Consider the following 18,359-nt stretch of genomic DNA (forward strand, 5'->3'; position numbering starts at 1 on the left):
ATGAAAAAGACGCTTTATATTTTCCAAAATGGTGAGCTGCGTCGCAAAGACAATAGTCTGTATTTCGAAACAGAAGGACGTAAACGTTATATACCGGTGGAAAATACGAATGATATTTATATTTTCGGGGAAGTGGACGTATCGAAACGGTTTTTGGAGTTTGCGGCGCAAAAAGAGATCATCGTTCATTACTTTAATCATTATGGCTATTACGTCGGCTCCTTTTATCCGCGCGAACATTTGAATTCCGGACATGTCATAGTAAAGCAAGTTGAGCATTACATTGATCCGGCCAAACGATTGGAGCTCGCCCGTCTGTTTGTTCAAGGCTCCATCCGCCAAATGGAGCGGGTGCTCAAGTATTACCGTTCCCGCCTTTCTGAACCGGAGGAATTGGAAAAAGCGCTGCAATTGATCGAACGGGAAGAAGGGCGGTTGAATCAGGCGGAAACGGTGGAACAGTTAATGGCGGCAGAAGGCCATATTCGTGAAGCGTACTATGCTTCGTTCGATACCATCATCCGCCATCCAGATTTTGTGTTTGAAAAGCGGACCAAACGGCCGCCGCATAATCGTTTGAACGCACTGATTAGCTTTGGGAACTCGATTGTGTACACGATGTGTTTGAGTGAAATTTATAAAACGTATTTAGATCCGCGCATTGGCTTTTTGCATAGCACGAACTTTCGCCGCTTTTCATTGAATTTGGATATTGCGGAAATTTTTAAACCGATCATTGTCGATCGCTTGATTTTCACCTTAGTGAATCGACATATGTTGTCGCATAAGCATTTTGAGAAATTAACCGACGGCATTTTGTTAAATGAAGAAGGAAGAAAGTTATTTGTCAGTGAATTGGAGAAAAAAATGCAGACGACGGTTCAACATCGTCATCTCGGGAAGTCTGTGTCGTATCGTCGTCTCATTCGTCTTGAGTTATATAAAGTTCAAAAGCATCTTCTCGGTGAAAAAACGTACGAGCCTTATGCAGCTCGTTGGTAGGTGGAAGCACTGTGTTTGTGATTCTCGTGTACGATTTTAACGAAAAGCGTGTGGCCAAAGCGTTGAAAATTGCTCGTAAATATCTTCATTGGGTGCAAAACTCGGTGTTTGAAGGGGAAATCACAACGGCGAATTATGAAAAGTTAAAGATGGAACTGCGCCAAATGATGGATCCTGATGAGGACTCGGTCATTTTTTACACGTTTCGCACCCAAAAGTACTCGAAAAGAGAAGAAATGGGGGTGAAAAAGGGCGGGGATGAATTCATCTTATGACAATGAAGAAGAACTCATCTGCTTGAAGTTGCGCCTCGTTGACTCGGTTGGGGATGAGTTCATCCCATAATGAAGAAACGGTATTTATCAGAAGGCAGGGTATTCACATGAGACTGACCATTACGATGAACGGGCGGCAGGGTCCGGTGTCGCTGCCGCTTCATTATCAGCATTTGCTGCAAGGCCTGTTGTATCGGTCGCTAGAAAGCGAACGATTGGCGACGTTTTTGCATGAGATCGGCTTCCGCCATGGGAAGCGATCGTTTAAACTGTTTACATTTAGCCGTCTAGTTGGAAGGCATGAAGTGGATAGGGGAAAGAAAACGATCCGATTTTTGGACGATTTCCAATGGCATATCGACACGATTCTCCCGGATTTGACCGAGCAGCTCGGGCAGCAGTTGTTGCTGCGGCGGGAGATTTGGCTTTACGATCAGCCGGTGGAGGTCAAAAGCGTGAAGATGGACAAGGTGGAAATTGCCCAAAACACCATCGAGGTGGCCATGCTCTCCCCGCTGACCGTATACAGCACGTATGAAACGATCGATGGAAAAAAGAAAACGCATTTTTTCGGACCGGACGACGACGTCTTTCCCCACCTCGTGGAGCTGAATTTCCGCCATAAATACGAAGCGTACTATGGCGTCGAGCCAGAAGAGAGATTGATGATCGAGCCTGTCCATGTCCACCACCGTCATCGAGTGGTAACACGATTCAAAGATATGTATATTACGGGCTGGTTAGGCCATTATCTTCTTTCCTCTTCTCCCGAACAACTGACGTTTCTATACCACGTTGGCCTAGGCAGCCGCAATTCCCAAGGATTCGGCATGTTTCGGTTAATCAGCGAGTGAGCCATTCTGATTGTCGTCGACCTCCAATCGTGCAAAAACCCTAGGGGGTCGACGACATTGGTTTTGATCGCTTGATCCCTACAGCCATCATGGTTGAACTTGATTGACAGAATCTTCGAAACTTGTTATTCTGATGATGACGTTGAAGGGAAAAGGTTGCTATGACAACACTTTTTGGGGTTTTTATCGTACCTATGAGGGATTGAAACGCACATGATTCATTATTTTGTTAGAACACCTATTTGGGTTTTTATCGTACCTATGAGGGATTGAAACCCGGATTTGATCGTTCACCGGCTGATCCGGACGTATCGTTTTTATCGTACCTATGAGGGATTGAAACGCGAAGTGGAGGGAAAAACAAAATGAACCAATTACGTTTTTATCGTACCTATGAGGGATTGAAACGTCGATCAGTTTAAGGACGTCATCCAGCGGGATCTGCGTTTTTATCGTACCTATGAGGGATTGAAACTCCCAGAAGGTGATATATACCGTTTGATCATTAAAGGTTTTTATCGTACCTATGAGGGATTGAAACCCCATGGACCGTTATTGGCGGCTCTAGAGCGCTTGCGTTTTTATCGTACCTATGAGGGATTGAAACTTTGTAATGAATTTAAAAACGCAAAACAGGAAACAAGTTTTTATCGTACCTATGAGGGATTGAAACATTCGGTGACGAGTTGGGACGTCGAAGGGCATCGCGGTTTTTATCGTACCTATGAGGGATTGAAACGCAAACGAACAGGTCTCAAAGTGCGGCGCAGAAATGCGTTTTTATCGTACCTATGAGGGATTGAAACATGCGATGCATACGAATGTCGGAAATTGGCGAAAAAGTTTTTATCGTACCTATGAGGGATTGAAACAGACCGCGATGTACCACCTCGAGCGCCCCGTGACAGCGTTTTTATCGTACCTATGAGGGATTGAAACCGGTTCGGCACTGCTTCAAGCCCTCTTTATGATCAGCAGTTTTTATCGTACCTATGAGGGATTGAAACCCTCTCCCCCTTTAGAAAGGCACATAGATTCTATTCCCGTTTTTATCGTACCTATGAGGGATTGAAACAACTCTCGAATCCCGACTTCTTGCATCCATTTCCGTGTTTTTATCGTACCTATGAGGGATTGAAACGCCTTCGCTCCTTCGCGTTCCGCTAGGATGCGAGGGTTTTTATCGTACCTATGAGGGATTGAAACTCTAATGTTTCCAAACGTCTACGCGCCAACCTTTTGTTTTTATCGTACCTATGAGGGATTGAAACGTGTTGTATATACATTTCCTTCCGCATCTACCCTCGCGTTTTTATCGTACCTATGAGGGATTGAAACTCCCCTCCCGCTTTTTCGATTGCATACTTAATCGCCGTTTTTATCGTACCTATGAGGGATTGAAACTCCACAGTCGGGAACAACCTCCGCGATGTAGGACAGTTTTTATCGTACCTATGAGGGATTGAAACTACAGGCAGAAAGTATGGGCCACGCGTGATTGCAGTGGGGTTTTTATCGTACCTATGAGGGATTGAAACCGATCACGCGGTAAACTTCCTTTACGGGCTGGCTAATGTTTTTATCGTACCTATGAGGGATTGAAACTACATATCGCAATACTGATGCAACCATTTATGAGGCGTTTTTATCGTACCTATGAGGGATTGAAACATCACCGTCAAGCATGACTACTGGGCACCATACAAGTTTTTATCGTACCTATGAGGGATTGAAACTAATAATTGTAGTATCTGCCTTAATACTGGTGCTCCACGTTTTTATCGTACCTATGAGGGATTGAAACGTGGTCCCATGCACCAATCTTGGTATTCGAAGCTGTTTGTTTTTATCGTACCTATGACGAATTTCTCACTGTGTGCAGGATGCCGCCTTGGGGACGGCGAATAGAAAAGGAGAGACCATCAAGGTGAGGTGATTGAATGGCGATTGACCATGATCGGCTGTTCAAAGAGCTGATCCGCACGTTTTTCGAAGAGTTTCTGCTCCTCTTTTTCCCCGACATGCACGAGCATATCGATTTCCGCCATCTGTCCTTTTTATCCGAAGAGCTGTTTACTGATGTGACGGCCGGTGAAAAGTACCGCGTTGATTTGCTGGTCGAGACGAAGCTGAAAGGCGAAGACGGGCTGATCACCGTGCACGTGGAAACGCAAGGGTATGTCCAGCCGTCGTTTGCCGAGCGCATGTTCCTCTATTTCAGCCGCTTGTATGAAACCTACCGGACCCGCATCGTTCCGATCGCCGTCTTCCACCATGATTCCCTCCGCGAGGAACCGTCTGTGTTTTCGATGGAATTTCCGTTTGGCGAAGTGCTGCAGTTTCGCTTTTTTCCGGTGGCGTTGCGGAAGAAGCAGTGGCGGGAGTACATTCGGCAGGACAATCCGGTCGCGGCTGCGCTGCTCAGTCAAATGGGGTATACTGAAAGAGAGAAGGTGGAGCTGAAAAAAGAATTTTTGCGCATGTTGGTGCGGTTGGAGCTCGATGAGGCGAGGCAGCGGCTGCTGCTTGGGTTTTTTGAGACGTACGTGAAGTTGACGGAGGAAGAGGAACAACAGCTGCAAAGCGAGGTGAAGGCGATGGAAACGAAAGAACGAGAGAAAGTGCTGGAGCTGATCATCTCCTACGAGCAAAAAGGGAAGAGAGAAGGGTTGGAAGAAGGGGTAAAACGCGGCCTTGAGCAAGGGATGAAGCAAGGAATGGAACAAGGCATGAAACAGGGAATGAAGCGGCTTATTCAGACAATGGCGCAAAAAGGGATGACGGCCGCCGAGATTGCCCGGTTGGTGGATCTTTCTGAAGAAGAGGTTCGAAGCTTGCTGAGCGAGTAAGGGGAAAAGGGGTGATCGATCTCACCCTAGAAGGCCGGTGATTTAAGGGGGCAATCCGCTTGTCAAACCGGTTTCTCAAATAGATAAGCCTTGTCGCATCAGGAGCGCCTTTCAAACGTTCCCCCATTGCTCATGGAAAGAGGAATAGATTTATGACAGGAGGCTTCGCATCGATGCGCCAAAAACTTCGCGATCTCGGGTTTTCGATCGGCACGCTTCCGACAGGGAAGCGGAATCAAATTACGGATGTGTCCGGCGTTCGGGTCGGGCATGTGACGATTCGTGAAGAGCGGGATGAACGGACGGTGGTCCGCACTGGGGTGACGGCGGTGTTGCCGCATGGGGGGAATTGGTTTTTAGAGAAGGTGCCGGCGGCGTGCTTTGTCTTGAACGGGTTCGGGAAAACGGCGGGGCTCGTGCAAGTCGAGGAGCTGGGGACGATCGAGTCGCCGATTATGCTGACGAGTACGTTCAGTGTCGGCGCTGTCTGGCAAGGGACGCTTGAGTATATGATGGAGATGACGCCGGAGATTGGCGACACGGCCGGGTCTGTCAACATCGTGGTCGGGGAGTGCAATGACAGCTATTTGAATGCGGCGCGGGCGCTGGCGGTGACGAAGGCGCATGCGAAACAGGCGATTGCCGAAGCGCGGGTGGATATGGAAGAAGGAGCGGTTGGCGCGGGGACGGGTATGATGTGTTTCGGCTGGAAAGGAGGAGTCGGCAGTTCATCGCGGATCGCGGGCGGGATGTATACGGTCGGGACGCTTGTCGTGAGCAATTTTGGGCGGCGTGAAGAGCTGCGGTTTGTGCCGTATGTGCCGCCGTTGTTTGATGAGCGGGACGTGCCGCCTGGGTCGATTATGATGATCGTGGCGACCGATGCGCCGCTTGATGCGCGGCAATTGAAGCGGATGGCGAAGCGGGCGGCGGTGGGGCTGGCGCGGACGGGGAGTCATGTTCATCACGGCAGCGGCGATATCGTCATTGCCTTTTCCACGGCATACACGATTCCGCATGTTGCGGATTCCGGGCATCAGGCGCTGCCGCCGCTTGTCCGCGATGATGCGCCGCTCATGAAAGAGCTGTTTCAAGCGGCTGTTGAGGCGACAGAGGAAGCGATTTGGAACTCATTGACGATGGCGGAAACGACGACTGGACGGAACGGGCGCGTTGGAGAGGCGATTCCGTATTCGCTGCTTCAGCGGATGAAATGGGCGGGGGAATAGAAGGGCAACCGTTGGATGAAACGATGACAGGTGATGAAGGGAAGGTGTCCCACGTTTTGCGGACACCTTCTTTCATGTTCAATGCCGCCAGATCGCTTCGTGTCGATATAGCGTTCCCGGCCGAGTGAGGCGCCCATCTCAGTTGGATGCCGCCAAGTCGCTTACTGCCGGCTATGAAGGCGATGCGTCCACGCGGCGAGTTTTTCTTTCATCCCTTCGCGCCATGGGGTGGATGCACGGCGGTGGGCGTAGCCGACCAAGGCGCCGGTGGCGATCAGCAAAAGGCCGGACAAGGCGAAAATCGAAGCGATGGAAAACAGGCCGGCGATGGCGCCCGCGGCCGTTGGACCGGTCAAGTTGCCGAGGAAGCGGCTGCTGGCGGTGACGCCGAACACCCGCCCTTGAATGCGGCGCGGGCTTTGCGCGTTGATGAGCGCCTGGAGGGCAGGCCATACGCCGCCGACGACTAGCCCTTGCAAGAAGCGCCATACGTACAAGGCGTAAATGTGATCTGTCCAGACTTGCGGCAAGGCGAACAAGCCGGAGAGAACAAGCAAAATCGGCAATGTTTTCTCCTGCCCGATCCGATCGCCGAGCTTCCCTAAATACGGCGCGCCGATGATCGTGGCGATGCCGGTGATCGATGAGGCGAGGCCGGATAAAAAGGCGAGATTGCTAGTGTGGCCAACTAAGGATTGGACAAAAATTGTCATCATCGAGTTGACACCGAGAACGGCGATTTGCACAAGAAACGTGGCGACAAACAAGATGATGAGCGGCCGGTGTTCGAACACCTCTTTGAAACTCGCCTTGTTTTCTTTCGTCTGCGGCACGACCGGGTCTTTTTCAAGCCAAAAGATGACGGGCAAGAGGGTAAGCAAAATGCAAAGCCCGGTCACTAAAAACACCGGGCGGAAGCCAAACAGGTCGGACAAAGCGCCACCGATGAGCGGCCCGATAATGTTTCCGGCGATGCTTCCGGTTTGCAGCGTCCCGAGCGCTTCGCCGCTATGGTCTTTTGGGACGACGCGGGCCAAATAGGAAAACGAGACGGTGATGAAGCCGGAGAAAAAGCCGACAAGAAACCGAAGCAAAAGCAGCGCCGTGGGCGACGTGGCCAACGCCATGCAGGCGGTGATCAAACCCATGCCGATTCCGGCGCGAATCAAATTGGCACGCTGGCCATATTTATCGGCAAACATTCCCCAGATCGGCGCCATGATGGCCGCTGATAAGAAAGTGGCGGAAAAGACAAGCCCGGTCCACATGCTTAAGGCATGATGCTCAGTGACACCCATTTCCCATAAGAAAAGCGATAAAAAGGGAATGACCATCGTCATTCCAGCCGACACCATAAAATTGCACAGCCATAAAATGCGGACGCTTCGTTTCCAGTCCATGCGGGGTCATCTCCTGAATTATTTCGTTTCTCTAATGATTTTAGCACAATGGAAAAGAAGAGGGAATGATTTTGCTTACGCGTGACAGGGGAGCGAACAAACCAATCCCCCTTGCCGGGCAGGCAAGGGGGTCATCTATGTCAAAAAGGGGGGAGGGGGATTACGCGTTCGTCGCTTGGGCTTCTTTCCATTTTGCCAGCTCACGTTCCACTTCTTCCTCAAACGGCACAGGGGACAACGCAGCGTTCGCTCCGAAACGGGCGGCGGCCGCTTCCGCTTCTAAGGCGATGACGCGCTCTTCCATGCGGGCGAAGCCGCGCAGCGCTTCATCAGCGGAAAACGAAGTGAGCGCCGTGTCGATTTGCTTGAGTGCCTGAGCGGCGTTGACGCGAGCGGTGAGCTCAAGCTGCTTGGCGGCGAGCTCGTCATACCGTTCGCGCAGCTCCTGAAGACGGTGGGCCACCTCAGCGGTTTTCGCTTTGATCGCATCGTATTGTTGCTTATAGGCTTCCCGCTTTTTCTCGTGCAGCAGTTTGTCGCGCAGTGCCAGCTTGGCGACCGCTTCTTCGTTGCGTTCGAGCGCCAGTTTCGCTTGGCGGTTCCGCTTTTCCACCGTTGCTTCCGCTTGGGCGATCAGCGTCTCATAGCGCCGCTCAGCGACCCATTGCTGGGCGAGCGCTTGGCGCCCTCGTTCGAGCTGCTGCTCGAGTTCACGCAAATATTGTTTTGTCATGGCGATCGGGTCTTCCCATTGATCGATTTGTTCGTTCACTTCAGCGAGAACGATCGTCTTGATCCGACGAAAAATGCCCATTCGTCTGCGCCTCCTTTTGTATCGTTTTTTCCCATTGGTCCAGCCAATTGACAGAAACGGACGGCGGTGCTGGAGCCCACGCTTCAGCGGCTGCCGGTTTTCGTCCTTGACGTCGTCCGAACGTGTAGACGGCCACGAGCGCCAGGGCAATCAGCACCCATTTCGGCAACAAGGCGGCGACCCCTAAGGCGACGAGCGCCCAACCGATCCAGCGCTTCGGCCGCTTCATCGCGAGCCATACGGCGCCAACGCCGATAAGCAGCAAGGAGATGATCCACAGGAACAAGCCCGGAAGCATCCAGCCTGCGTGCGGCCCCATGCCCAATGCCTGACGGTGGTGCCAAACGCCGCTATGCATACCGTCAAACGGAACCCCGGGGCGTCCGTGAGCCATCGCTTCATGCGGCGTGAGCCCGTGAAGCAAGCTGACCCCAACGAGCGCCACAAGCGCGAGCCAAACGACTGCTCGAGTTTTCTTCAATCCTCTCACCTCCTTTTCCGTAGTGGACTGGCTTACGGTTTGTATTGTAGAAGGGGAAGGAGAAAATTAGGTGAAAAGCGAATGTTTTTTGAAGGAATTTTACATATATCATCCGGGGATCCGCGCAAGATGGACGGTGATTTTCGCATGACATTGTGGGGGAGGAAGGAAAGACGTGGTTCGGTCGTATGGGCTTGATGTGGGCGGCGCTTTGTTGGTGTTGTTGTTGTCCTTTTTGTTTCCAACGTTTAATGTCGGATATTATGCGTACGGCTCGTTTCTCGCATTTGCCATCGGCTCGTTGATCGTCGGCTTGGCGAGAATTCGATGGCATCCGCAGGCGCGGTTCGGCGGTACTCTGATCGGTTCGCTCCTCATCATCGCGATCTCTGTCCTCATCATCCACCTGTTTCCGATCGAAATCCGCGATGCCGGCGACTTGATCATGCCCTATGTCAATGCCGTTATGAATGCGTTGATTTATTTTCTGATGATGAACGCCCTCCACTTGTGGCATCGCCTAGCAGCGGGCAACGTTTCGTTTTGGAAAAAACGGTGAAGCGGCTCATGTGGCCGTCGTAAACAAAAGGCGCCCCAGTCTGCCTAGAGCGCCTTTTCCTTCAAAAGTCCGAGCGCCGTGTTCTAATGCCTAATAAAGTGAATACACGAACCCTAAGTTGATCGGTTTTCGATAATAAATATCTGACCCGGATGAGTAGCCGTATGTGAACCCTGCCTCTTTAAGAGCTGAAATGGAAAATGATCCTGTTATTATCAACTAGGTGAAGTTTAGTGGAATTCTGATCTTCCGTTCGAACCAAATTTACTTTTGATTTATCATAATGAATGTCCACAAATACGTTTTTGAGCTTCACTTTGTTTTCAATAAGCTGCTCAGCCCCTGCACTGGAAGGTGGGAAAAAGGCTGTAGCCAATAAGAAAACGGCTGATAGGAAGCAAAAAGAAAATCTTTTCACGATCAATACCTCCCGAAAAAATTTAATATTTTAAGATGATTATATATCATAACTGTAGATGAGCATTTTTCATTACAGTAATTTCCATTCCCTAAGAGACAAACAGGGTACCCCTTAGGCGACATGGAGCTGTTTTTTAATCACATCAATGGGAATATCTTGTTTTGCGGCGTCATAGATGAACTCGACGACGCTGTGCCCTTTCCGAGACCGAAGAAGCTCCAGGCCGGAAGAGAGGTCTTGTTGAGATTCCGCGATGCTGTATACGCAGGCGAACAGCACCACGACCCAATACCGTTTCACCCCCGAATGTGACGAACACGGTATCCATCGAGCTTCAGCTGGTCTTTGGCCTGCCGGAAAAAGCATTCGATCGTCCAGCGCTGGGCATAGTAACGCAAGATCTCTTCATCGCCTAGCTCCCGGTCGGTGCTCAAGACAACATGGAGATGATCTGGCGTCATCGGTTCATCCGCCTTCCAAGCCAGCAGCACCACCGCGTCATCGAGGCCATGGATCGCTCCCTCGTAGCGATACACGCGGTAACGCTCCTTCCCCACCGTGACGAGGCGGGTGTCGTTGGGCTCGATATAATGGGCGAACTTCTTCGCTTGGATGGCGATGCCTTTCGGATAGAGAATCCGGTTCGTCTTGAGCATGGCGATGACATGGAATCCTTGTTTCAGGCAGGCTTCGATGAGCGCTTGGGACGGATACCACGAATCCATGAGCACATACACCGGCTGAGCCCGTTTCCCCTTGAGCGAGGAAAGCATCTCGATCGCTAGGTCGATCTTGCTTCTTCCCGCCGTCTTGTCATACAGACGAAAGGCGAACGGAAACGCTTGCGAGAAAGTATGCACCATCAGCCAAACGAGCGAATGCCCCCAAACGGATTGATGATCTTTGTGCGAGTAGTGCCAATCACACCCTTGAATGGCGCGGGCAGCCCGTGACGAAGGCTTCGTTTTTTGGCAAATGGTATCATCAATCGAAACAAAAAGGGGTTGATTCTCCCGTTTGGCCAGGCGTTCGATCTGGCGAAGGATCCATTCTTGAAGCTTCTCAAGCAGTTTTTCCTCGTTCCAAGGGCTTTTCGTGAAAAAATGGCTGAGCGTGGTTCGATGATTCGGGTGAAAACTCCAGTACCGGACATCCGTCAATGTCCCCGAAAATCCCTTGGTCGTCAAGGCGTCGACAAGATGAACGAGATGCTTGATGACCGGCTTCGAGAAATAAAGCGCCAATCCCAGCGTCATGAAAAACTTGTGGATTCCTTGATGATGTGCTAATCTATTCATGAGACATGAACCTCCTTGTGGGTAGTTGGTGGTACATCTATTCTAACCAAGGAATCGGGTTCATGTCTCCTTTTTTATTTGGTTGTAAATTTATGTTAGCGAATTTGCTCATCTACAGATCATAATATTTTTTTGTAAAAAACGTTTTCCTGACCCGTGGTGCTAGTTGAGCGCTAGCGCTCAACTAGCACCACGGGTACACAAAGAATACGAAGGATGTTTTTGGTAATGCCAACTTTGTACGTGCGAGGTGAACTTCCCGTGAGGAAACGTTATGGTTTGTTGTCTATTCTTCTTTTATGCATATGCGGAGCAGTTATGTTCTTTCAAACATCCGAAAAAACAGATTTCAATCGGAAGAAAACAGAAGTCATTCGAGTAACAAGCAGGACAGAAAATTTTTCGAGCATTCATGAAATTCGAGACAAAAGGAAAATCAATAGAATAAAGGAAATCATGAAATTCGTAGAATGGTCAAAAGCAGCCAAAGTCGACGGAGATCAACCTGACTATCGTTTTTGGCTCGAACATCCAAAAGCGAAAGACCGGTTATTCAATTACAACATTTGGTTTAAGAAAAATCATACAATGATCTTCGATAAAAAAACAGGAAAATATGGGATTGTTCCTTCCAAGTATGAAATGGAATTGAAAAGTTTGCTCAAGGAGTAGGCAATGTTTCAAGGAGATTTTTGAACGTCAACTCACGTTTGGCTCCGTAACCGAGCAAACACCTAGAAGGCTGGTGAAAAACCGCTGATTCCCTTCATCAATGGAAGAATGATTGAAAAGAAGGCCCGATACAACAAGGTTTTTCTAATTGAGAAATGACATTGGAAAGCTGTATACCTCGTTAAATCACCAGCCTCCTAGAAAAAACCGCCTCATTTTCGCCCGGAAGGTGGGAAAGGTGAGAAAGAACATGAAAAAACCGTTCTTCCTCATTGTCTCTTGTATCAAATCAAAATCATGAAAGAATGACCCCAAATGGGATCGATAGTAAAAAAACAAGCTTCTGAAGCAATTGCTTCAGAAGCTTGTTCGATGGCGGTTGCAAATTGGTGGCGATGTTGGATAGTCAAATAGACGATCGTTCCTATCATCATGACGACAACAAATAGAAGCAGCTTGCCGACGTTTTCCCACATCAATGAGAAATTGCCGCTTGAGATGACCGCTTTCAATCCGAAAATCGAATACGTCATCGGAAGCCAAGCGTTAAAGTGTTGGAACGAACACGGGATCAGTTCGAGCGGAAATGTTCCAATGCTTGTTGTCAATTGCAAAATCAGCACGACAATCTTCTACCCGATTCAAGAAGAAAGCCCGAGCGCCTTGCCGCCTGCCAATGGCAAGCGCGCCCTACATCTAAGCAGGCAGACGTACGATAAACTCCGTCCCTTGCCCGAGCTGGCTGTCGACATGGATCGTGCCGCCGTGAGCGTCGATGATCCACTTCGCGATGGACAGCCCCAGGCCGTGGCCGCCTTGTTGGCGCGAGCGCGCTTTGTCGACGCGGTAAAAGCGGTCGAAAATGCGGCTGATGTCTTCCGGCGGGATGCCGATGCCGGTGTCTTTGACGGAAAGGATGAACTGCTTCGGCTCAGTGCGGATCGACAATGTCACTTCTCCGCCTTCTGGGGTGTATTTGATCGCGTTATCAAGCAAAATGTACAGCAGCTGGGTCAGTTTGTCCGGATCGGCCGTCACGACCGCTTGTTCCGGAGCGTGAAAGTGCATCGTGAGCTGTTTTTTCGCCGCCAGTTCCGCGACGAGCTGAAACGTGCGCTCGGCGTGCGGGCGAAAATCAAACGTCTGTTTCGCCAGTTCCAACGCGGCATGTTTGGCATCCGCGCGGGCGAGCGTCAAGAGATCGTTCATCAGCTTTGTGATCCGCTTCAACTCCTCGCGGAGGCGGTCAAGCAGACGGCGGGCAAACTCGTTTTTCATCACGTCTTCTTCCATTGTGAGCGCCTCAACAGATGAAAAGACGACGCTCAGCGGTGTGCGCAATTCATGGGAGGCGTCGGCGACAAACTGGCGCTGCCGCTCGTACGCTTCTTCAATCGGCACGAGCGCCCGCTTCGACATGAAGTAACTGAGCGCCACGCCGACGGCGAGAAAGAGAACGGCAAGACCGATCAGCACAATAAGCAGCCAATGGAACACCCCGAAAAACGAGGTCACATCCATCCCGATATACAAGATGCCGACGACATTGCCATGAATGACGAGCGGACGGGCGGCGGCGAGCACCCGCCAGTCACGGGCGGCGTCGCGGGCCAGGCCCGGCATATGCTCGGGCAATGATACGGTCAAATAAACTGGCGCACGTGCGTTCATATTTAGACGAGACAAGGCGTGCAAAAAGTACGGGCGCAGGCGCGGATGGACTTCATCCCCGGCAAGCAAATCGCCGTTAGGGCCGATTACGTAAAAAAAGAGTTGATCTTCGCTGAGCAATACGAGACTTTCGTCATCGAACAAGTCAAAATCGTTTTGCTTTAACAAAAACTGTTCCATCGTATTGGCTTCTTGTTCAGCGAGGCGAACGATGCGCCGCTCCTGATCCGATGTCGTGATCCAATAAAACAAAGCGGCGGCGATGACGATAAACAAAGCCAAGAACAAAGTAAAAATGCCGCTGTAAAGCGCCGTCAGCCGCCAATGGGTGCGGCGGAACAAGTCCGCGCTTCCTAAACGGCGCAGCCAGTTGCGCCAGTCATTCCATTGATTGATCAATTTTATATCCCACCCCGCGCACCGTTTGGATGACATCGTCTTTCAATTTTTTACGGAGCAATTTGATCGTCGCGTCGATCGTTTTCATCGAGACGTCAGCGTCCCAGCCCCAGACGCGGTCCAATATCGTCTCGCGCGGTACGACTTGCCCTTGGTTTTGCACGAGCAAATCCAGAAGCTGAAACTCGCGCGGGGTGAGGAAAATTTCCTCGTCACCGCGATGCAGCGTATGGCTTGTCCGGTTGAGGGTGAAGCCGTGAAACGACACTTTTTCCTCTTGGAGCGGGACGAACGTGCGCCGGGCGAGCGCTTTTAAGCGAGCGACAAGCTCATCGATTTCAAACGGTTTGACCAAGTAATCGTCCGCCCCGGATTCAAGCCCGGTGACACGGTCTTGCACCGCGTCTTTCGCCGTCAACATCAAAATGGCGCCTGTGTAACCGTTTTGCCGCAAGCGGCGGCAAATCTCCACCCCATCGCCGTTCGGCATCATCCAATCGAGCACGACGACATCGTAAAATTCCGCCATCGCGTAGTCGTACGCGTCTTCCCCCTCCTGCACCCAATCGATCTGATCAATCCCTTTTTTCTTCAACAAATGAACGATCAGTTCCCCTAAATGGAGATCGTCTTCCGCCAGCAACACTTTCATGGACGTTCCTCCTGTTTTCCATCCTTGCTTTTATCATAGCAAATCTACGTGAAAAAAAGGTGAAAATGGAAAAGGCAAAGGAAAGCCGAGCCGACGAGGATTTTTCACCGTTTTTTCACTTTGCTTCGGTATGATGATGGGCGAAGAGGAAAAGGAGGAGCATGACGATGAGGAAAATGAGAAATTTGCATCTTTGGATTTAATCGGAAACATCGTGGGAAAGAAGGAACGACATATGCTGTTCAACTATCGTAGAGAGAAAGCAGCCAATGACCGGAACATGTCATCGAGTCTTTGTGTACGACCGATGGATGTAGGGGACATCGTTGTGTTTCATCCTCCTTTCCGATGCTTTGGAGGCCTTCGCTCGAAGTTGTCCAATGTTTGGGTATGGATGACCATTCATGATAAAGGAGGAGATGACCGATGGACATGATGCCATTTGAACCAACCCCAACGCCGCAGCCGAAACGGCGCGGCCGCTTCATATCGTGGCTTGCCGCTTCTGTCGCGGGAGCGGTGATCGGCAGCGCCGCGACATGGTATGTGGCGCCGAAATGGTTGAACCAAGAAAGCGCCGCCTCCACGCAAGCGGCGCAAACGACTGAGCAAAAAACTGACGCCTTGCCGCTGCAGCCGACGGCGAATACGAAAACGAACATGATCGCCGCCATTAACAAAGTCGCGGATGCCGTCGTCGGCGTCGTCAACATCCAGAAGCAAGTCGACTTTTTCTCCGATCAAGCGCAAGACGCCGAAGCGGGGACAGGCTCAGGCGTGATTTTCAAAAAAGAGGGCAATACAGCGTACATTGTGACGAACAACCATGTTATCGAAGGAGCGAATAAAGTCGAGGTGGCGCTCGCGAGCGGCAAAAAAGTGAAAGCGGACATCGTCGGTGCCGATGCGCTGACAGACCTCGCCGTCTTGAAAATTCCAGCCGAGGGCGTGACGAAAGTGGCGAGCTTCGGCGACTCAGCGAACGTGCAAATCGGCGAGCCGGTCGCGGCCATCGGCAACCCGCTTGGTCTTGACTTGTCGCGGACGGTGACGGAAGGAATCGTCAGCGGCAAGCGGACGATGCCGGTGTCCACTTCAGCGGGTGACTGGGAGATTGACGTCATCCAGACGGATGCGGCGATCAACCCGGGCAACAGCGGCGGTGCGCTCATTAACAGCGCGGGGCAAGTCATCGGCATCAACAGCATGAAAATCGCCGAAACAGGCGTCGAAGGACTCGGCTTTGCCATCCCGAGCGAAAACGTCAAACCGATCGTCGAACAGCTGATGAAAGACGGGAAAATCAAACGTCCATATCTTGGCGTCCAGCTCGTCGATGTCGCGGATTTGTCCGATGACGTCCGCACCGGTGAGCTGAAACTGCCATCAAGCGTGACAACGGGCGCTGCCATCACCGCAGTTGAACCGTTCTCACCGGCGGCCGATGCGGGCTTGAAATCGAAAGACGTCATCACGGCGATCAACGGCCAAAACATCGACAGCGTCAGCGCCTTGCGCAAATATTTGTACACGAAAACAGCGGTCGGCGATCGCATCAAACTGACGATTTATCGTGATGGGTTTGAGACAACCGTCTCTGTCACGCTCAAGGCGAGAGAAAACAGCCAGTCGTAAGAACCCGAGTTCGACAGTTTTGAGGTCATTTTAGGCAAATGAAAATGGCCAAAATGCTGTTATATCAAGGGTTTCACCACGCCTCCCCTAGAAAAAACGCCGAATTTCATAGGCACACGATTTATTAATTTTCCCTTTTAAAAATAAAGTTTATACGTTATAATATAGGCATGTACATACGACGAGTTACACGCAAAAACAAAGATGGAACAACCGTCGCCTATCTCCAGCTTGCTCACAATGAATGGGATCCGAAGGCCAAATATGCGAAAGCGAAGGTGATTTATTCGTTTGGGCGCGAAGACGAAGTGGATCGCGCTGTCTTGGAGCGTCTGGCCAAAAGCATTTCACGATTCCTTTCTCCGGAGCAGGCTTGGGAAATCGAGGCGTTGGCAGAAGAAGTGTCGGATGGCTTTCAGTTTCAGTCAAGCAAACGCCTAGGCGGCGTTTGGCTCTTGGATCAGCTCTGGAGACAGCTGGGATTGGGAGACATTCTCCATTCCTTGTTTGCCTCCCGGCATCATCAAATTCCGCTGGAACGGCTGATTTTTGCCATGGTGGCGAATCGAGCCCTTCATCCATCAAGCAAGCTGGCGATGGAGGAGTGGGTGGAGAAGGACGTGTATATTCCCCATCTTCCCGAGGTCGCCAGCCATCAGCTGTACCGAGCGATGAATGAACTGCTGATCGTGCAATCGGACTTGGAACGTCAAGTGTTCCATGCTGTAGCTGACTTATTGAATCTGGAAGTCGATTTGCTTTATTTTGATACGACTTCGTCTTATTTCGAAGTCGATCCGTCCGAAACACCGGAAGAGGAATCCCTTCGAAAGCAGGGATTTTCCAAAGACAAGCGACCCGATCTTGTCCAAATCGTCATTGGGCTGGCCGTCACCCGGGAAGGAGTCCCGATTCGCGCTTGGGTATGGCCAGGCAATACGATGGACATGACGGTCATCAAACAAGTCAAACACGATCTCATCGGCTGGAAGCTCGGTCGTGTCATCAGTGTCATGGATCGCGGATTTTCATCTGAAGAAAACTTGCGAACCTTACAACAGGCAGGAGGACATTACATTGTCGGCGAAAAAATGCGGTCCGGCAAAGCCGCTGTCGAAGAGGCCTTAAGCCGTCGCGGGCGCTACCAACAAATCCGAGAGAACTTGCATATCAAGGAAATCACCGTAGGAGACGGAGAAGCGCGTCAGCGCTATGTTCTCGTGTACAATCCCAGCGAAGCCGAGCGCCAACGTAAGGAGCGGGAAACGCTGCTCGAATCGCTGAAAGAGGAGTTAGAAGGGCTTCGCCAACTCCCAAACGAGGCCCATCATAAGGCGACCTGCCGGTTGCGTTCCCATCCGTCCTACGGAAAATACTTGCGCCAGTTGAAGGACGGAACCCTTCGCATCGACAAGCAGGCGGTTCGTGACGCGGAAAAGTACGATGGCAAATATCTCATCCGGACATCCGATGACACCTTGTCTGCCGAAGATGTCGCGCTTGGATATAAGCAATTGGTGGATATCGAGCAGGCCTTCCGGACATTGAAGTCCACATTGGAATGGCGGCCTATGTATCATCGCTTGGAAGATCGCATTCGGGCGCACGTGCTGCTCAGCTGGCTCGCTCTCTTGCTGGTTCGGATCGTGGAGATTCGAACCCATGAATCGTGGCCGAAAGTAAGGGACGAATGCGAACGTCTCATGCTTGGACATTTTTCTTCAAAAAACGGTGACCTTTATCAACGAACCGAACTGACGACTAAACAGGCTCAATTCTTTGCGGCTCTAGGGCTGGAGCCTCCTCCGAAGATTCTAGGTATTCATCCTCGCGCCTAGATACACGCCCAACGTATGCCCAAATGCCTCTCGTCCCTTTGGTATCAAGGGATGAGAGGCATTTTGTTTGCCTAGTCACTGTCGAACTCGGGACCCTGTTAGGGTGCGAAATGTGAGATGTACTGTGTGAATGTCCAGAGAATAAAGGAGAGGTAAAAACAAATTAAAAAGCGCGGCTATAAAAGTGCGCTTTAATTTGTAAAATTAATTTTTTCCAATAAATAGGCTCTTCACCACAAAATGTACTTGACAAAAAACGTTTTTCATGATAAGAACGTCAAAAAGATTGATTACCATTTTTTGTTATTTT

Annotated in this window: 15 protein-coding genes, 2 pseudogenes and 1 CRISPR repeat array; of the genes and pseudogenes, 9 read left to right on the forward strand and 8 right to left on the reverse strand. The window is 50.7% G+C overall.

Features of this window, described 5'->3' with window-relative positions; all coding sequences use genetic code 11:
• From cas1b to GC56T2_RS01780, 5 genes are all read left to right on the forward strand, one after another.
• On the forward strand, positions 1–1,002 hold the full coding sequence (cas1b, locus tag GC56T2_RS01760; protein ID WP_144972599.1) for a type I-B CRISPR-associated endonuclease Cas1b: 1,002 nt from the start codon (positions 1–3) through the stop codon (positions 1,000–1,002).
• A gap of 11 nt (positions 1,003–1,013) precedes the next feature.
• Positions 1,014–1,277, forward strand: coding sequence for a CRISPR-associated endonuclease Cas2 (gene cas2, locus GC56T2_RS01765; RefSeq protein WP_033022484.1), 264 nt, complete (start codon positions 1,014–1,016; stop codon positions 1,275–1,277).
• Positions 1,278–1,384: 107 nt separating this feature from the next.
• Entirely contained in the window at positions 1,385–2,131 is a 747-nt protein-coding gene (gene cas6, locus GC56T2_RS01770; RefSeq protein ID WP_144972601.1) for a CRISPR-associated endoribonuclease Cas6, read from the forward strand.
• A gap of 179 nt (positions 2,132–2,310) precedes the next feature.
• Positions 2,311–3,935: a CRISPR direct-repeat array (repeat unit 30 nt; unit sequence GTTTTTATCGTACCTATGAGGGATTGAAAC).
• A 136-nt stretch (positions 3,936–4,071) separates the two neighbouring features.
• Entirely contained in the window at positions 4,072–4,980 is a 909-nt protein-coding gene (locus GC56T2_RS01775; protein ID WP_144972603.1) for an Rpn family recombination-promoting nuclease/putative transposase, read from the forward strand.
• Positions 4,981–5,153: 173 nt separating this feature from the next.
• Positions 5,154–6,209 carry a DmpA family aminopeptidase gene (locus tag GC56T2_RS01780; protein ID WP_144972605.1) on the forward strand — a complete coding sequence of 352 codons (1,056 nt, stop codon included), beginning with the start codon at positions 5,154–5,156 and terminating at the stop codon, positions 6,207–6,209.
• Between the two features lie 161 nt (positions 6,210–6,370).
• Here GC56T2_RS01780 and GC56T2_RS01785 read toward each other — a convergent pair whose 3' ends face one another.
• The 3 genes from GC56T2_RS01785 to GC56T2_RS01795 form a co-directional block, all read right to left on the reverse strand.
• Positions 6,371–7,609, reverse strand: a complete 1,239-nt coding sequence (locus GC56T2_RS01785; RefSeq protein WP_144972607.1) for an MFS transporter — start codon at positions 7,607–7,609, stop codon at positions 6,371–6,373.
• A gap of 160 nt (positions 7,610–7,769) precedes the next feature.
• The gene (locus tag GC56T2_RS01790; protein WP_144972609.1) at positions 7,770–8,423 is read right to left on the reverse strand and encodes a PspA/IM30 family protein; all 654 of its coding nucleotides are present in this window, start codon (positions 8,421–8,423) and stop codon (positions 7,770–7,772) included.
• Entirely contained in the window at positions 8,383–8,904 is a 522-nt protein-coding gene (locus tag GC56T2_RS01795) for a hypothetical protein (RefSeq protein ID WP_144972611.1), read from the reverse strand. Before GC56T2_RS01795 ends, GC56T2_RS01790 begins: the two co-directional genes overlap by 41 nt.
• A 175-nt stretch (positions 8,905–9,079) precedes the next feature.
• Between GC56T2_RS01795 and GC56T2_RS01800 the strand changes: the two genes are divergently transcribed.
• Positions 9,080–9,463 carry a hypothetical protein gene (locus GC56T2_RS01800; protein WP_255515990.1) on the forward strand — a complete coding sequence of 128 codons (384 nt, stop codon included), beginning with the start codon at positions 9,080–9,082 and terminating at the stop codon, positions 9,461–9,463.
• 181 nt (positions 9,464–9,644) lie between these two features.
• Here GC56T2_RS01800 and GC56T2_RS01805 read toward each other — a convergent pair whose 3' ends face one another.
• Both GC56T2_RS01805 and GC56T2_RS01810 read right to left on the reverse strand, forming a co-directional pair.
• Entirely contained in the window at positions 9,645–9,881 is a 237-nt protein-coding gene (locus tag GC56T2_RS01805) for a hypothetical protein (protein WP_255515991.1), read from the reverse strand.
• A gap of 114 nt (positions 9,882–9,995) precedes the next feature.
• Positions 9,996–11,182 (reverse strand): annotated as a pseudogene (locus tag GC56T2_RS01810) (IS701 family transposase).
• A gap of 261 nt (positions 11,183–11,443) precedes the next feature.
• On the opposite strand from GC56T2_RS01810, the gene GC56T2_RS01815 reads away from it, so the two are divergent.
• Positions 11,444–11,854: a hypothetical protein gene (locus GC56T2_RS01815; RefSeq protein WP_144972613.1), complete on the forward strand. Its 411-nt coding sequence runs from the start codon at positions 11,444–11,446 to the stop codon at positions 11,852–11,854.
• Positions 11,855–12,138: 284 nt separating this feature from the next.
• Here the strand turns inward: GC56T2_RS01815 and GC56T2_RS01820 are convergent.
• The 3 genes and pseudogenes from GC56T2_RS01820 to GC56T2_RS01830 all read right to left on the reverse strand — a co-directional run.
• A pseudogene (locus GC56T2_RS01820) lies at positions 12,139–12,483 on the reverse strand (ABC-2 transporter permease); the annotation flags it as partial.
• Positions 12,484–12,550: 67 nt separating this feature from the next.
• Positions 12,551–13,924 (reverse strand): sensor histidine kinase, encoded by a 1,374-nt coding sequence (locus GC56T2_RS01825; protein WP_144972615.1) that lies wholly within the window; start codon positions 13,922–13,924, stop codon positions 12,551–12,553.
• The gene (locus tag GC56T2_RS01830; protein ID WP_144972617.1) at positions 13,905–14,576 is read right to left on the reverse strand and encodes a response regulator transcription factor; all 672 of its coding nucleotides are present in this window, start codon (positions 14,574–14,576) and stop codon (positions 13,905–13,907) included. The genes GC56T2_RS01825 and GC56T2_RS01830 overlap by 20 nt, the downstream gene beginning before the upstream one ends.
• 426 nt (positions 14,577–15,002) lie before the next feature.
• Here GC56T2_RS01830 and GC56T2_RS01835 point away from each other — a divergent pair, with 426 nt between their 5' ends.
• Entirely contained in the window at positions 15,003–16,211 is a 1,209-nt protein-coding gene (locus GC56T2_RS01835; protein ID WP_144972619.1) for a S1C family serine protease, read from the forward strand.
• A 170-nt stretch (positions 16,212–16,381) separates the two neighbouring features.
• Entirely contained in the window at positions 16,382–18,049 is a 1,668-nt protein-coding gene (locus GC56T2_RS01840) for an IS1634 family transposase (protein WP_144972621.1), read from the forward strand.
• Positions 18,050–18,359: the final 310 nt, after the last annotated feature.

Source organism: Geobacillus sp. C56-T2, assembly GCF_007829715.1.
GTDB lineage: Bacteria > Bacillota > Bacilli > Bacillales > Anoxybacillaceae > Geobacillus > Geobacillus icigianus.

Coding starts and splice junctions, on each gene's coding strand:
- cas1b (WP_144972599.1), top strand. CDS start 1: ATGAAAAAGACGCTTTATATTTTCCAAAATGGTGAGCTGCGTCGCAAA.
- cas6 (WP_144972601.1), top strand. CDS start 1,385: ATGAGACTGACCATTACGATGAACGGGCGGCAGGGTCCGGTGTCGCTG.
- GC56T2_RS01775 (WP_144972603.1), top strand. CDS start 4,072: ATGGCGATTGACCATGATCGGCTGTTCAAAGAGCTGATCCGCACGTTT.
- GC56T2_RS01780 (WP_144972605.1), top strand. CDS start 5,154: ATGCGCCAAAAACTTCGCGATCTCGGGTTTTCGATCGGCACGCTTCCG.
- GC56T2_RS01785 (WP_144972607.1), bottom strand. CDS start 7,609: ATGGACTGGAAACGAAGCGTCCGCATTTTATGGCTGTGCAATTTTATG.
- GC56T2_RS01790 (WP_144972609.1), bottom strand. CDS start 8,423: ATGGGCATTTTTCGTCGGATCAAGACGATCGTTCTCGCTGAAGTGAAC.
- GC56T2_RS01830 (WP_144972617.1), bottom strand. CDS start 14,576: ATGAAAGTGTTGCTGGCGGAAGACGATCTCCATTTAGGGGAACTGATC.
- GC56T2_RS01835 (WP_144972619.1), top strand. CDS start 15,003: ATGGACATGATGCCATTTGAACCAACCCCAACGCCGCAGCCGAAACGG.
- GC56T2_RS01840 (WP_144972621.1), top strand. CDS start 16,382: ATGTACATACGACGAGTTACACGCAAAAACAAAGATGGAACAACCGTC.